The sequence below is a fragment of the Ideonella sp. FW305-24 genome, assembly GCF_058788035.1.
Genome location: NZ_JBYTAI010000003.1, coordinates 490089 through 504359, shown reverse-complemented (window position 1 = coordinate 504359; position 14271 = coordinate 490089). Strand labels below are relative to the sequence as shown.

General features: G+C 66.4%; 12 protein-coding genes and 2 tRNA genes. 10 read left to right on the top strand and 4 right to left on the bottom strand.

Annotated features, from left to right (window positions below; all coding sequences use genetic code 11):
- Positions 1-336 precede the first annotated feature (336 nt).
- The 4 genes from AC3WR5_RS11240 to AC3WR5_RS11225 all read left to right on the top strand — a co-directional run bounded on the left by AC3WR5_RS11240 (position 337) and on the right by AC3WR5_RS11225 (position 2879).
- The gene (locus AC3WR5_RS11240) at positions 337-609 is read left to right on the top strand and encodes an HU family DNA-binding protein (RefSeq protein WP_141287698.1); all 273 of its coding nucleotides are present in this window, start codon (positions 337-339) and stop codon (positions 607-609) included.
- Between the two features lie 18 nt (positions 610-627).
- A tRNA-Val gene (locus tag AC3WR5_RS11235) sits at positions 628-703 on the top strand.
- A 127-nt stretch (positions 704-830) separates the two neighbouring features.
- Positions 831-2744 (top strand): SurA N-terminal domain-containing protein, encoded by a 1914-nt coding sequence (locus AC3WR5_RS11230; protein WP_492484358.1) that lies wholly within the window; start codon positions 831-833, stop codon positions 2742-2744.
- A 59-nt stretch (positions 2745-2803) separates the two neighbouring features.
- A tRNA-His gene (locus AC3WR5_RS11225) sits at positions 2804-2879 on the top strand.
- Positions 2880-2970: 91 nt separating this feature from the next.
- On the opposite strand, the gene AC3WR5_RS11220 is transcribed toward AC3WR5_RS11225, so the two are convergent.
- From AC3WR5_RS11220 to AC3WR5_RS11210, 3 genes are all read right to left on the bottom strand, one after another.
- Entirely contained in the window at positions 2971-5277 is a 2307-nt protein-coding gene (locus AC3WR5_RS11220) for a sensor histidine kinase (protein ID WP_492484356.1), read from the bottom strand.
- A 71-nt stretch (positions 5278-5348) separates the two neighbouring features.
- On the bottom strand, positions 5349-6104 hold the full coding sequence (locus AC3WR5_RS11215) for a LuxR C-terminal-related transcriptional regulator (protein ID WP_141287693.1): 756 nt from the start codon (positions 6102-6104) through the stop codon (positions 5349-5351).
- Between the two features lie 124 nt (positions 6105-6228).
- Positions 6229-7206: an NADPH:quinone oxidoreductase family protein gene (locus AC3WR5_RS11210; RefSeq protein WP_492484354.1), complete on the bottom strand. Its 978-nt coding sequence runs from the start codon at positions 7204-7206 to the stop codon at positions 6229-6231.
- Between the two features lie 135 nt (positions 7207-7341).
- On the opposite strand from AC3WR5_RS11210, the gene surE reads away from it, so the two are divergent.
- The 4 genes from surE to rlmD all read left to right on the top strand — a co-directional run bounded on the left by surE (position 7342) and on the right by rlmD (position 11385).
- On the top strand, positions 7342-8124 hold the full coding sequence (gene surE, locus AC3WR5_RS11205; protein ID WP_492484352.1) for a 5'/3'-nucleotidase SurE: 783 nt from the start codon (positions 7342-7344) through the stop codon (positions 8122-8124).
- A 50-nt stretch (positions 8125-8174) separates the two neighbouring features.
- Positions 8175-8948: a protein-L-isoaspartate(D-aspartate) O-methyltransferase gene (locus tag AC3WR5_RS11200; protein WP_492484350.1), complete on the top strand. Its 774-nt coding sequence runs from the start codon at positions 8175-8177 to the stop codon at positions 8946-8948.
- 25 nt (positions 8949-8973) lie between these two features.
- A complete protein-coding gene (locus AC3WR5_RS11195) occupies positions 8974-9879 on the top strand; it encodes a peptidoglycan DD-metalloendopeptidase family protein (RefSeq protein WP_492484595.1) in 906 nt (301 codons plus the stop codon).
- A 93-nt stretch (positions 9880-9972) separates the two neighbouring features.
- Positions 9973-11385 (top strand): 23S rRNA (uracil(1939)-C(5))-methyltransferase RlmD, encoded by a 1413-nt coding sequence (rlmD, locus tag AC3WR5_RS11190; RefSeq protein ID WP_492484348.1) that lies wholly within the window; start codon positions 9973-9975, stop codon positions 11383-11385.
- A 41-nt stretch (positions 11386-11426) separates the two neighbouring features.
- Here rlmD and AC3WR5_RS11185 read toward each other — a convergent pair whose 3' ends face one another.
- A complete protein-coding gene (locus AC3WR5_RS11185; RefSeq protein WP_141284830.1) occupies positions 11427-12125 on the bottom strand; it encodes a Bax inhibitor-1/YccA family protein in 699 nt (232 codons plus the stop codon).
- 249 nt (positions 12126-12374) lie between these two features.
- Here AC3WR5_RS11185 and AC3WR5_RS11180 point away from each other — a divergent pair, with 249 nt between their 5' ends.
- Positions 12375-12800, top strand: coding sequence for a post-PEP-CTERM-1 domain-containing protein (locus AC3WR5_RS11180; protein ID WP_141284828.1), 426 nt, complete (start codon positions 12375-12377; stop codon positions 12798-12800).
- A complete protein-coding gene (locus AC3WR5_RS11175; RefSeq protein ID WP_492484346.1) occupies positions 12793-14238 on the top strand; it encodes a PA domain-containing protein in 1446 nt (481 codons plus the stop codon). The genes AC3WR5_RS11180 and AC3WR5_RS11175 overlap by 8 nt, the downstream gene beginning before the upstream one ends.
- Positions 14239-14271 lie beyond the last annotated feature (33 nt).

The window sequence follows — 14271 nt, the reverse complement described above, 5'->3', positions numbered from 1 at the left end:
GCCGGCTGGCATCGTCCTCTGGAGAACGGGTGTTTACGCATAGAATCCGCATCCGCGCTTGACACCGCCACGGGTGGACGCTGTAATGATTTTTTGCCCGGACAGCGGTTTTTCCCCAAGGCTTTTTCTCTCTCGTCTCGCCCCTTTCTTCTCTGGTCTGCATGGCCTGCAGCAACCGGGTCTGGTCAGGTTCTGGCCTGTCTTGGCAGCGGAAGCACTGGTGACAGGAGCAGCGCAAGCACGGCGCCTGCAGCCCAGCCGCTGAGCCGGTGGGGCAGCATGAAACCGATTGTTGTCCGGCGTCGTTGCTGCACCATTGAGAGAGGGGGTACTTTCGTGAACAAGTCTGAAATGATCGAGCACATCGCCCTGCAGGCCGACATCTCCAAGGCAGCCGCCACGCGCGCGCTGGAGGCGATGATCGGTGGGGTGAAGACCACCTTGAAAAAAGGTGGCAGCGTGTCGATCGTTGGGTTTGGCACCTTCGCGGTGACAAAGCGCGCTGCCCGCACCGGCCGCAATCCGCGTACGAGTGAGCCAATCAAGATCAAGGCGGCCAAGGTGCCGAAGTTCCGTCCAGGCAAGGGCCTGAAAGACGCGTTGAACTGAAGAATTTGTTGAAGCTGCGGGTGCTTAGCTCAGTTGGTAGAGCGGCGCCTTTACACGGCGTAGGTCGGGGGTTCGAGCCCCTCAGCACCCACCACCGCAGCGCCCCGCCGGGCATTGATTAGAATCCCGCGCGACGTGCGCAGCCAGGAACAAAAGGCGAACTCAACGGTTCGCCTTTGTTGTTTCCGGCGAGCGCCGTATTCCACCAAGGCACAAGTCACATGTTCGATTTCGTCCGTTCGCACAACCGCCTGCTGCAAGGCCTGCTGGTGTTGCTGATTTTTCCGTCCTTCGTCTTCTTCGGACTGCAGGGCTACTCCAGCTTCACCAGCGACGCCGCCGCCACGGTGGCCAAGGTGGACGGCCGTGCCATCAAGCAGAGCGAGCTCGATGCCGCGCACCGCCAGCAGATCGAGCAGATGCGCGAGCGCATGCCCAACATCGACGTGAAGTTGTTCGACACGCCCGAGATGAAGCGCCAGACGCTGGACGAGTTGGTGCGCGAGCGCGTCATGGAGACGGCAGTCGCCAAGCAGAACCTGGGGGTTTCCGACCTGCGGCTGCAGCAGTTGTTCGTGGCAGACCCGCAGTTCGCGATGCTGCGCAAGCCCGACGGTTCCCTGAACAAGGAATTCCTCGCGGCGCAAGGCATGACCGCGACCCAGTTCCAGGAACGTGTGCGCCAGCAATATGCGATGCGCCAGGTGCTGGCCGGCGTGAACGAGTCTGCCGTTACCGGCAAGGCCTTGCTGAGCGCCAATGTGAACGCCTTGCTGGACCAGCGCGAGGTGCAGTTGCAGCGCTTCGAGGCCGGCGCCTACATGGACAAGGTCAAACCCACCGACGCCGAGATCGAGGCCTTCTACAAGGCGCATGGCAGCCAGTTCCATTCGCCGGAGGTCGCCAAGATCGAGTATGTGGTGCTGGACCTGGCGCAACTGCAGAAGCAGGTCCAGGTCAGCGAGGAAGACCTGAAGACCTACTATGAGCAGAACAAGGCCTTGCGCTACACCGCACCGGAAGAGCGCCGCGCCAGCCACATCCTGATCGCGGCTGCCAAGGATGCGCCGGCCGCCGAGCGCGCCAAGGCCAAGGAAAAAGCCGAGGGCCTGCTGGCTGAGCTGAGCAAGCAGCCGGAGCGTTTTGCCGAACTGGCCAAGAAGAACTCGGCCGACCCCGGCTCTGCAGAGAAGGGCGGCGACCTGGACTTCTTCGGCCGTGGCGCGATGACCAAGCCGTTTGAAGATGCCGCCTTCGCGATGAAGAAGGACGAACTGAGCAAGGTGGTCGAGTCCGACTACGGCTTTCACATCATCAAGCTGACCGATGTGCGCGGTGGGCAGGTCAAGCCTTTCGACAGCGTGCGCGCCGAGATCGTGGACGAGGTGAGCAAGCAGGCGGCGCAGAAGAACTATGCGGCCGCAGCCGAAGAGTTCTCCAACACCGTCGAGGACCAGAGCGACTCGCTGCAGCCTGTCGTCGACAAGCTCAAGCTGACCAAGCTCAGTGCCTCGGTCCAGCGCCAGCCGGTGCCGAATGCCGCTGGTCCGCTGGCCTCGGCCAAGCTGCTGGATGCGGTGTTCGGCAACGAAGTGCTGAAGAACAAGCGCAACACCCAGGCGATTGAAACCGGCCCCAGCCAGATGGTCGCGGCCCGCGTCACCGAGTACCAGCCCGAGCACCTGCGCCCCTTGGCGGAGGTGCATGACGACGTGCTGAAGCAGGTGCAGGCCGAGCAGGCCGCCGCGGCGGCCCGCAAGGAAGGCGAAGCCCGCGTGGCCGCGTTGAAGCAGAACCCGGCCGAGGCCTTGCCGCAAGCCGTGACCGTGTCGCGCGCCAAGGCCCAGGGCCTGCCGCGCCAGGTGGTGGACGCAGCGCTGGCGGCTGACCTGAGCAAGGCACCGGCCGTTGTGGGCGTGGACCTGGGCGCCCAGGGTTTCGCGGTGCTGAAGGTGCTCAAGAGCTTGCCGCGCATTGCAGGCGACGCCGATGTTGCCAGCGCCCAGCCCGCCGTGGCCCGGGCCTTGGCCAGCGCCGAGACGGCGGCCTACTACGAGGCACTGAAGCGCCGCTACAAGGTCGACATCAAGCTCAAGGCCCCGGAGCCCGCAGCTTCCGCCGCCGAGGCAAATTAATTCGGCGCTGGCCTCTGCCAAGGGGCTGGATTGATGGCTATAATCATAGGCTTCCGGTGGTGGCTATAGCTCAGTTGGTAGAGTCCCAGATTGTGATTCTGGTTGTCGTGGGTTCGAGTCCCATTAGCCACCCCACCCAATGAGAAACGGCGACAAGATTCAGTTCTTGTCGCCGTTTTGCTTTGTGGCTTCGCGTAACCGCGAAGCCGGGTGCGCCATCCGCCATCTAATCTGGGCGAACCAGCTGCGGAATGTCCACCGAGCAGAGGGTGCCCACCGGGTCGCGCTCCTGCCAGCGCACGGTGCCATTCAACAGCTTCACGCGCTTGCGGATGCCGCCCAGGCCCAGGCCGTGGGACCATTTGGCCGGTTCGCGGCCCACGCCGTCATCGGCCAGCTCGAAGCTGAAGCGGCCGTTGTGCAGCCGGCATTCGATGCGCACGTGCGAGGCCTTGGAGTGCGAGATCACGTTGCTGACCAGCTCGCGCAGGATGCGGGTCAGCGAGGACCACTGGATCATGCTGAGCGTTATCTCCTGGTCGAAGTGGGCATGCCATTCCAGCTCGCAGCGCACGGCCTCCAGCCGGGTCGTGATGTCGGTCTTCCACTCGGCCGCCGCCAGTGCCAGCGGGTGATGCTTGGCAGCAAGGCCGCGGGTCAGGGTCTTCAAGTCCTGCAGCGTGTGCCGCACGTACTCTTCCATTTCCTTGCTTTGCGACTTGTACATCAGCGTCAGCAGGCGGGCGCCAATGTCGTCGTGCAGGTCTTGCGCGATGCGGGTGCGCTCTTCGCTGCGGCCGCGCTCGACCGCACGGTCGTGTGCCAGCGCGCGCATCAGTTGTTCCAGCACGCGGTCGGCCAGGCGGGCATCTTCCTGCGTGAACAGGCGCTTGCCGCGCTCGGCAAAGCGCAGCGAGACCATGCCGTCCACTGTCGGGTTGTCGGTCAGGTTGGGCAGCGGCACCTGCAGCACAGCGCCGTTGCCGGCAATCCGGCTTTGCTGTGCGCGGCCGGCACTGCGGTGGGTTTCCAGTGGCTCGAAGACATTGCGCAGCAGCTCGATCATGCGGTCTGCCGCGCGTTCCGGCCGCGCCTCCACCTCGCGCGCAATGCGGTACAGGTGCTGGAACATGCGCTCGGTGGTCAAGGCGCGCGCGCCCATCATCTGGCTTACCAGCCACTGGCGGATGGCCGCGTACGCGCCCAGCGCGAGGAACAGCGACAGCGTCAGCGAGGTGAACTGGCTGAACGAGAAGACCGCGACAAACAGCAGGTCCACCGAGGTGGCAATGGTGCTGATGCCGGCCAGCATCGCGAACTCACGCATCACGTTCTGCGAGCGCGAGATGAAGGGCACCAGCAGCACCACCGAGGCGAAGAACACGCCCCAGATCACCGGCCCGACCGAGGCCACCGGCTGCACTTCCGGTGGCAGGTGCGGGCGCATCGAGACGGCCAGCGTCAGCAGCGCCAGCGTGGCCACGGTGACCACGCAGAAGCGGCGCATGACCACCGCAAATGGATGCGGCTCGTTGCGGTGGGACCAGCTCAGCAGCGCGATGCACACCAGCCCGTCGCTCAGCAGCAGCGATTGGCCCCACCACCAGTCGTGCGTCAGCGTGCCGGACAGCGAGGGCAGGGCGTAGGCCAGCGTGGCGGCCCAGGCCGCTGCGGCAATGAGCCAGCGGCCTTTCAGCCGGGCCGGATGCAGGGACGCGGCATGCACGATGGCGGCGCCAGTGACGGCCTCCAGCACCGCGTGCACACTGGATTCACGCAGCACCATCAGCGACGGCAGCGCCAGCGCAGGCACCGAGGCGACGGCAGCCAGCAGCAGCTGCGCGGCCTGCGCGTGCGCCATCACCGCGTACAGCAGGTTGCGCAACTGCGGTTGCACCAGCGGCACGATCCAGCCGACCAGGAACAGCACCATCGCAAAAGCGCTCATCAGCCAGAACATCGCGCCCAGGCTGCCGTAGCCACGTGGGCGTGGCTTGAGCTCGACCTGTGCGCCATCACGAAAGCGCAGCGTGACCTGGCCTGCTTCCAGCGATTGCGCCGTGGCCAGCCGCACCTTCACCAGGTCGCGCCGTACGGCGTCATCGGTGATCCAGCGGGCCGAATGCGAGATGGTCAGCACGCCGAACGGCAGCACTTCGCCGTCCGGCGATACCACTGCGTCCAGTTCGCGGCCGACAAAGGGCTTGAGCGAGAGCAGCGGCGTGTCGGCGAGCTCCAGGTGGCCGCTGGCCGTCGTGCGCCATTCGGCCGCGATGTGCGGGTTGTTGGCCATCGCGCGGGCCAGCATGAAGACTGTCAGGCAGCCGATGACGGCGGCCAGCAGCAGTGCCTGGCGCCGCCACGCGATGCGCTGGGTCCGGCCCGGGCCACCGTTGTCAGCCGGCGGCCGCTCAAGCTCCAGCGGGGGCAGGACCGAGGAGGGACCCAGCGAGTCGGACCAGTTCGTCGTGTTCATCGCGGTGGGGCCGGCGTTGCCTTGCGGTGCCAGCACCACGGCGGCCGGGCCGTACAAGGGTCAGAGGGTGGGCTACCCCAGATGGGGCGGCAGGACGGGCGAGGCGGGGCTGCCGGCTCGCCGCTGCGTCAGACCAGGCCTTGCTTGCTCGCCAGCACGGCGGCTTCTGCGCGGCTGGAGACATTCAGCTTGCGGTAGATCGACTTGATATGGTCGTTCACCGTGAACCATTTGATGCCCATCAGGTTCGCGATCTCCTTGATCGTGAAGCCCTTGCTCAAGTAGGTCAGCACCTCGATCTCGCGCGGCGTGAGGTGCGGCATTTCGACCGGTCGCTCGATCGGCACCGGCGGCTTGCTGCTGGCAGCTGGTGCGTTGACCGGCGGGTTCATCGGCGTGGTCAGCGGCGCGGGGGCCTGCGGGTCCACTGGCGTGCCGCTGAAGCGGAAGTGGGTCAGCAGCCGCCGGGCAATCGCCGGCGACAGCGGTGGCTGGCCCAGCACGATCTTGCGCAGCTCTTCGACCAGCACCTCGAAGCGGTCTTCCTTCAGCAGGTAGCCGTCGGCGCCGCACTGCAGCGCCGGGAAGAGATGCTCGTCGTCGGAATACAGCGTGGTGACGACCTTGGTCGCCGGGTAGTTGGTGAGCTCGGCCAGCAGCTCCAGGCCATTGCCGTCGGGCAACTCGAGGTCCACCAGCATCAGCTTGAACGGATCGGCTCCGTGCAGGCCTTGCGGGCCGGTCAGCGCGATCTGCGCGCGCGCGGTTTCCAGATCGCCGGCCTCGGTGATCGAGATCGGATCGCTGAAGCTTTCCCGCAGCACACGCGACAGGAAGTCGCGTGCCACCGGGTTGTCTTCGAGGATCAACACCTTGACTGACATGAACGAATCTCCCTGATGACTCCAAATACCACTGCGCATGCTAGCAGGCGCAGTGGTGGCACTTGCCCTCGATTGTGGGGGCTGCAAGCGGAGACCAGGGCGGAACAATGCCGCGGTCGGGGCGTCAATCCAGCGTCATCACCAGCTTGCCACGCACTTCGCGGCCGGCCATGCGGCGGTAGGCCCGCGGCAGTTCGGAGATCGGCAGCAACTCGTCGATCACCGGCTTGACCTTGCCTTCGGCATACCACTGGCTCAGCTGGGCCAGCGCACGCGCGCTGTTGCCGGGTTCGCGCTTGACGAAGTCGCCCCAGAACACGCCGACCACCGAGGCACCCTTGAGCAGCGGCAGGTTGAACGGCAGCGCCGGAATGCCGCCGGCGGCAAAGCCGATCACCAGGTAGCGGCCGCGCCAGGCAATGGAGCGAAAGGCCTGCTCGGCCAGGTCGCCGCCAATCGGGTCGTAGACCAGGTCCGGGCCCTTGCCGCCGGTCAGCGCAGCCAGCGCTTCGCGCAGCTTCTCGCGGCCGTAGTTGATGGTGGCGTCGGCGCCCAGCGCTCGGCATGTTTCGCACTTCTCGTCGGTGGACGCGGCGGCGATCACGCGCGCACCAGCGGCCTTGGCGATCTGGATGGCTGCCGTGCCCACGCCGCCCGCAGCGCCCAGCACCAGCACAGTCTCGCCGGCCTGCAGCGCGCCGCGGTCGATCAGCGCGTGGTGCGAGGTGCCGTAGGTGAATGCAAAGGCCGCCGCGTCTTCCAGCTTGAAGCCGGGCGGCAGCGGCAGCACCTGGGCAGCCTTCACGCACGCATGGGTGCCGAAGCCGCCAGTGCCGGCAATCGCCGCGACCGGCATGCCGGGCTGCAAGTGGCCGACACCGGGGCCGACCTTGTCCACGATGCCAGCGTATTCGGCGCCCGGCACAAAGGGCAGCGGCGGCTTGAACTGGTACTTGTCCTGGGTGATCAGGATGTCCGGGAAGTTCAGGCTGGCGGCCTTCACCGCGATGCGCACCTCGCCTTCGCCGGGCTCGGGCGTGGGGGTTTCCTTCCAGACCAGGGCCTCGGGACCGTCGGTGGTTTCGCAAAGCCAGGCATGCATGTCGTGTCTCCAGTGGATGAATGTGATGGCTCGGGCAGGTGTGCGGACCGCCTGCCGTGCAATCCTCGAACGATCATAGTCAGCAGGGTGCGACCCCAGCGTCTCGCAGGTGACGCGCTGCCTACAATGCGCCGCATGCGAATCCTGATTGCCAATGACGATGGTTACCTCGCGCCCGGCCTCGCCGCGCTGGCCGAAGCCTGCCGTGGGCTCGGCGAGATCGACGTGATCGCGCCCGAGCAGAATGCCAGTGGCACTTCCAACGCATTGAGCCTGAACCGGCCGCTGTCTGTCTACGAGGCGGTGGGCACGCAGCAGGCGGGTTTTCGCTACGTCAATGGCACGCCGTCGGACAGCGTGCACGTCGCGCTGACAGGGCTGCTGCCGCACCGGCCCGACCTGGTCGTTTCCGGCATCAACCAGGGTGCCAACATGGGCGACGACACGCTGTATTCCGGCACCGTTGCGGCGGCGATGGAGGGCTACCTGTTCGGCGTGCCGGCCATTGCGTTTTCGCAGGCCGAGAAGGGCTGGACCCACCTCGACGCCGCAGCCCGCGTGGCGCGCGCGGTGATCGAGTCGGTGCTGCCGCTGATCAAGCCAGGCGAGCCGCTGGCCGTGCCCTGGCTGCTCAACGTCAACATCCCGAACCGGCCCGACGCCGAGCAGCTTCCCTGGGTCACGACCCGCCTGGGCCGGCGCCATGCCAGCTCGTCCGTGATCCAGCAGACCAACCCGCGCGGCGAGCCGATCTACTGGATCGGCCCGGCTGGCGACGCGCGTGAAGCAGGTCCCGGCACCGATTTTCACGCGGTCGCCAACGGCCAGGTCTCGATCACGCCGCTGCAGGTCGACCTGACCGACCATGCCGCGCTGCCCGGCTGGCAGGCGCAGCTGAGCCGGGTCGGCCGGCTGTGAACAAGCCGAAGGATCCGACCGACCGACCGAGCGCCAGATTTCCTGCGTCCTTGCACCAGGCCAAGCCTGCCGCCGCCAAGGCCAGGCCCGAACTGCTGCGGCCACAGCGCCTGCTGCATGAAGCGGCCCGTGATGCGCGCTTGCTCAGCACCCCTTCCGGCCTGGGGCTGGACAACCCGGCGGTGCGCGAACGCATGGTGCAGCGGCTGCGTGGCGAGGGCGTGCGCAGCGAGCCGGTGCTGCAAGCCATGCTGCGCGTGCCCCGGCACCGCTTTGTCGATTCGGCGCTGGCGGCGCAGGCTTATGAAGACACCAGCCTGCCCATCGGCCTGGGGCAAACCATCTCCAAACCTTCGGTGGTTGCGCGCATGCTGGAGTGGCTGTTCCTCGGCGAGTCGGCGCGCGGGCATGGCCACCTCGGGCGCGTGCTGGAGATCGGCACCGGTTGCGGCTACCAGACCGCGCTGCTGGCCGAAGTGGCGCAGCAGGTGGTGTCGATCGAACGCCTGCGCGCGCTGCACGACGTGGCGGTGCGCCAACTGGCCGGCTTGCAGACGCCGCGCTGCGAGTTGCTGTACGGCGACGGCATGCTGGGTCATCCGCTGCGGGCGCCCTACGACAGCATTGTCGCGGCGGCCGGTGGCGAGGACCTGCCGCAGGCCTGGCTGCAGCAGCTGGCGGTGGGGGGCAGGTTGATCGCACCGGCGCGCGCGGCCGATGGCCGCGGGCAGGTGCTGGTGGTGGTGGATCGGACCCCTCAAGGCTTTCGCCGGACCTTGGGCGAGGCGGTCCAGTTCGTCCCCTTAAAATCCGGCATCAGTTGACTCAGGGAAAAGAATCGCCATGACCATGTTCCGTGGCTGCCGTTGGTCCACGTGGCTTGCATTGGTGGCCGTCACCACGCTTGCGGCGTGCACTACCACCAAGAATCAGGCGCCGGTCGAAGATCGTGGTGCGGGTCGGGGCTCCGCTGCCTACAGCGCCAGTGCCGCCGCAGATCCGTCCAAGAGCGGCAGCGTCGTGCCGCCTGCCGAGGCCAAGCCCGGTACCTACATCGTGAAGCCTGGCGACACGCTGATGCGCATCGCGCTGGAAACCGGCCAGGCCTGGCGTGACCTGGCGCGCTGGAACAGCATGGACAACCCGAACGTGATCGAGGTGGGCCAGGTGCTGCGTGTCGTGCCACCAGGCCAGGAGCCCGGTGCTGCCGCGACCAAGCCGGTGGCGGCCGCCAAGGTCGAGACTCGGCCGCTGGACGGCAAGCCGGCTTCGGCGCCTGCCTCGGGTGCGGCATCCGGCGCCATCGTGCCTGCCTCGGGTGCGGGCATGGCCACGCCGCCGACCGCCAGCGGTTCGGCGGCTGCGGCTGCGGCCGCCGCTGGCGACGACGACGTGCAGTGGGCCTGGCCCGCAGCCGGCAGTGTGATCACCGGTTTTGACGACAACAAGAGCAAGGGCCTGGCGATTGGCGGCAAGGCGGGCGACCCGGTGCTGGCCGCGGCCGATGGCCGCGTGGTCTACGCCGGCTCCGGCCTGCGCGGCTATGGCAACCTGATCATCGTCAAGCACAACGCGACCTACCTGACCGCCTACGCGCACAACCAGACGCTGCTGGTCAAGGAAGACCAGGCGGTGCGCAAGGGCCAGAAGATTGCCGAGATGGGCAACTCCGATGCGGACCGGGTGCAGTTGCACTTCGAGATCCGCCGCCAGGGCAAACCGATCGATCCTGCCAAATTATTGCCTCCAAGATGAGTTGAGCCTGGCGGCGACAAAGTGCCGCCTCGTCATGACCCACAGCCGCCTCAGGGCGGCTGTCCTCTTTCTCCGCCCGGATAATGCCGCCCCATGACACAGAAGGATGAATGGCTGAAGGTCGAGTCGCTCGACATGGAAGCCCAGGGCGTGGCCCGCAACAGCGAAGGCAAGGTGGTGTTCATCGACGGCGCCTTGCCGGGTGAGGAAGTGCTGGTCGAGGTGGGCCGGCGCAAGAACCAGTGGGAGCAGGCGACCATGGTCGCGATGCGCCGCGAGAGCGCGCAGCGCGTGCGCCCAGGCTGCCCGCATTTCGGCCTGCATGCGGGCGCCTGCGGCGGCTGCAAGATGCAGCACCTTCATGCTTCGAGCCAGGTCGCGATCAAGCAGCGTGTGCTGGAAGACAACCTCGCGCACCTCGGCAAGGTCAAGGCCGAGCGCCTGCTGCGGCCGATCGAAGGCCCTGCCTGGGGCTACCGCTTCCGGGCTCGGCTGTCGGTGCGCTACGTGGCAAAGAAAGGCACCGTGCTGGTCGGCTTCCACGAGCGCAAGTCGCGCTACGTGGCCGACATGCAGCAGTGCGAGGTGCTGCCGCGCCATGTCAGCAACATGCTGATGCCGCTGCGCGAGCTGATCGCCAGCATGCAGCAGCGCGACAGGCTGCCGCAGGTCGAGCTGGCGATTGGCGATGGCATTACCGCGCTGGTGCTGCGCCACCTGGAGCCGCTTTCTACTGGCGACGCGCAAAAGCTGCGCGACTTCGCGGCCGTGCACCAGGTGCAATGGTGGCTGCAGCCCAAGGGGCCTGACACGGTGCACCTGCTGGACGATGGCGGGCCGGTGCTGGGCTACCGGTTGCCGGAATTCGGCGTGCACATGCCGTTCAAGCCGACCGATTTCACCCAGGTCAACCACGAGATCAACACCGTGCTGGTCGGCCGCGCGCTGCGGCTGCTGCAAGCCGGCAAAGGCGAACGCGTGATCGACTGGTTCTGCGGCCTGGGCAACTTCACGCTGCCCATTGCGACGATGGCGCGCGAGGTGCTGGGCGTGGAGGGCAGCGAGACGCTGGTGGAGCGCTCACGCCAGAACGCCAAGCACAACGGCTTGAGCGAGCGCACAAGCTTCGAAGCGCGCAACCTGTTCGAGATCACGCCCGATGACCTGGTCGCCTTCGGCTCGGCCGACAAGTGGCTGGTGGACCCGCCGCGCGAGGGTGCGTTTGCGCTGATCAAGGCGCTGGCCGACCTGCGCCAGAACCCGCGCGACGGCTGGACCGGGCCCGAGCGCATCGTCTATGTCAGCTGCAACCCGGCGACGCTGGCGCGCGACGCCGGCCTGCTGGTGCATGTGGCGGGCTACCGCTGCGTGTCGGCCGGCGCGGTGAACATGTTCCCGCATACGGCGCACGTGGAAAGCATGGCGGTGTTCGAGCGAGGCGAGGTGCCGCCGCCCAGGGAGCTGCCCCAGGTTGAGATATCTGAATCGCTTTCAGAAATGGAATGAAAAAGGGCGCCGAAGCGCCCTTTTTCAGGCAGCAGCCCGTCTCAATCGCGGTCGCCGCCAAAGATGCCAAGAATCGCCAGCAGGCTCTGGAACACGTTGTAGATGTCCAGGTAGAGCTCCAGCGTGGCGCTGATGTAGTTGGTCTGGCCGCCGTCGATCACGCGCTTGATGTCATAGACCATGAAGGCCGAGAACAGGCCGATGCACAGCACCGACATCGTCAGCATCGCGGCGCTGGACTGCACGAAGAAGTTGATCAGGCCGGCGACCAGGATCACCAGCGCGCCGATGTACAGGAACTTGCCCATGCCCGACAGGTCGCGCTTGATCACCGTGGCAAGCGAGGCCATGCCGAAGAAGACCAGCGCGGTGCCGCCGAAGGCGGTCATGATCAGCGAAGTGCCGTTCGAGAAGCCGAGGATCACCGACAGCAGGCGCGACAGCATCAGGCCCATGAAGAAGGTGAAGGCCAGCAGCACGGCCACGCCGACGCCCGATTCCTTGGTCTTCTCGATTGCGAACATGAAGCCGAAGGCGCCAACCATGAAGACAATCAGGCTCACCCCGGGCGTCATCATCGAGGCGATGCCGGTGGCCACGCCGATCCACGCACCCAGCACCGTCGGCAGCATCGAGAGCGCCAGCAGCCAGTAGGTGTTGCGTAGCACGCGCTGGCGCTGGGTGGCCAGCCCGTCGGCGCCGATGCTCGCGCCGTTGTAGGTTTGCAGGCTTTCGTTCATGAGGACCCTCCAAGGGGAAACAGAAAACAGCGGGCTGCAGCTTCTTGCCGCATGCCCCAGGCTAGGACGTTTTGCGACCCATTCTAGTTCCGTGGCCCAGGCCGCGGGCCGAAACGGGGCATGCGCCAGGCTGGCCTGCGAATCCCCCTAGATTGAACGGCGTAAAGGCAAACGTTACCAATTGATGAAGACAAATCGGCCACCTAGACTGGTCTTTCACTACTTCCTTCCCTATTCGGAGTTGTTTGAATGTCAGCTAGTTTTACCCTGTCGATCAGGGCGCTCATCGGCGCTTCCCTGATGGCGGTCGCGGTGGGCGCATCGGCCCAAGGCGACCTCGACACCTCGGCTTCTCAAGCCCCGATGGACGGCATGCGCGTCAGCATCGATCCGGTGACCAAGCAACTGCGGCCGGTCACGGCCGCTGAAAGCAAGGCCCTGGACCAAGCCTCCGTGAGCGTGCAGCGCTCGGTGGCCAAGCCGCAGGCGATTGCCTCTCGCACCGTGGGCGCCAAGGGCCTGCGCCTGGGCGAAGAGCACCTGTCGTACTCGCGTGCCGCTGTCGGCGCCGATGGCAAGCTGGTGATGGACTGCGTGGAAGGCGATGAGGCTGCCTCGCTGCAAGCTCGCCCGGTTGCACAGAGCCTGAAGTCGTCGGAGGCGGAAAGTGAATAAGTTGTTCAAGCAATCCCTGCTGGCCCTGGCCGCGACCGTTGCCACGGTCGGCGCATCTGCCGCCACCATCAAGATCATCAACGCTGACCCGGCCGGTGTCGGCTTCAACGACACCACGCCGGCAACGCCGGTGGGTGGCAACGAAGGCACGACGATCGGCGAGCAGCGCATGAACGTCTACAAGAAGGTGGCCAAGACCTGGGGCAAGGTTCTGCCCGAGGGCCCGGCGATCAAGATCCAGGCGACCTGGGAAGCGCTGAGTTGCACTTCGACCTCGGCCGTGCTGGGTTCGGCTGGTGCTGTCAGCGTCTGGCGTGATTTCCCGAATGCGCCGGCGGCGGGCACTTGGTATTCCGCCGCGCTGGCCAACACCCTGGCGGGCAGCGACCTGGACGAAGGCACCGAGCCGGAAATCATCTCGCGCTTCAACGTCAACCTGGGCGCGGCCAACTGCCTGGCTGGCCAGAGTTTCTACCTGGGGCTGGACGGCAACGCGCCAGCCGGCCAGATCGACTTCGCCGTCGTGCTGACCCACGAAGTGGGCCACGGCCTGGGCTTCCAGGCGCTGACCAGCGGTTCCACCGGCGCCCGCATTGCGGATGAGACCGGCGTCGCCTTCCCCTCGCAGTGGGAACGGATGATGTTCGACAACACCGCCGGCAAGACCTGGTTCGACATGACGGACGCCGAGCGCGCAAAGTCCGCCATCAACCCGCGTGGCCTGGTGTGGACCGGTGCCAACGTCACGACCGACATGCCCTCCGTGCTGAGCAAGGGCACGCCCATCCTGACCGTCAAGTCGGACAAGTTCCCGGCCATTGCGGGCGCCTACCAGGTCGGCCCCGCCTCGTTCGGCCCAGCCCTGAGCTCGTCGGCCATCAAGGGCACCATTGCCCGCGTGATCGACCAGGCCGACGGCGTGACGGGCCTGGCCTGCAATCCGCTGAGCGCCGAGAACGCCGCGCTGGTCGCCGGCAACGTGGCCCTGGTGGACCGCGGAACCTGCTCGTTCACCATCAAGGTGAAGAATGCGCAGGACGCTGGCGCGTTGGCCGTGATCGTGGCCGACAACACGGCAGGTGGGCCGCCGGCTGGCCTGGGCGGTGCAGATGCCACGGTGACCATCCCGTCGGTGCGTATCACGCTGGACGACGGCATCAAGCTGAAGACCGTGCTGACGCCCACCGAACCGGCCAAGCACGCCGTGCGCGCCGTGCTGGGCGTGGACAAGGCTTTCTACGCGGGTGCTGACGCCGCTGGCCGGGTGATGCTTTACACGCCGAACCCGTACCAGTCGGGCTCGTCGGTCTCGCACTGGGACACGCTGGCCACGCGCAACCTGCTGATGGAACCGGCCATCAACGCCGACCTGCCGACCTTCAAGGTCTCGGCACCGAAGGACCTGACGCTGGAACTGCTGAAGGACATCGGCTGGTAAGCCATGGCGCCGAGGTTGGGCCGTCAACCGGCT

Coding starts and splice junctions, on each gene's coding strand:
- AC3WR5_RS11230 (WP_492484358.1), top strand. CDS start 831: ATGTTCGATTTCGTCCGTTCGCACAACCGCCTGCTGCAAGGCCTGCTG.
- AC3WR5_RS11215 (WP_141287693.1), bottom strand. CDS start 6,104: ATGTCAGTCAAGGTGTTGATCCTCGAAGACAACCCGGTGGCACGCGAC.
- AC3WR5_RS11210 (WP_492484354.1), bottom strand. CDS start 7,206: ATGCATGCCTGGCTTTGCGAAACCACCGACGGTCCCGAGGCCCTGGTC.
- surE (WP_492484352.1), top strand. CDS start 7,342: ATGCGAATCCTGATTGCCAATGACGATGGTTACCTCGCGCCCGGCCTC.
- AC3WR5_RS11195 (WP_492484595.1), top strand. CDS start 8,974: ATGTTCCGTGGCTGCCGTTGGTCCACGTGGCTTGCATTGGTGGCCGTC.
- rlmD (WP_492484348.1), top strand. CDS start 9,973: ATGACACAGAAGGATGAATGGCTGAAGGTCGAGTCGCTCGACATGGAA.
- AC3WR5_RS11185 (WP_141284830.1), bottom strand. CDS start 12,125: ATGAACGAAAGCCTGCAAACCTACAACGGCGCGAGCATCGGCGCCGAC.
- AC3WR5_RS11180 (WP_141284828.1), top strand. CDS start 12,375: ATGTCAGCTAGTTTTACCCTGTCGATCAGGGCGCTCATCGGCGCTTCC.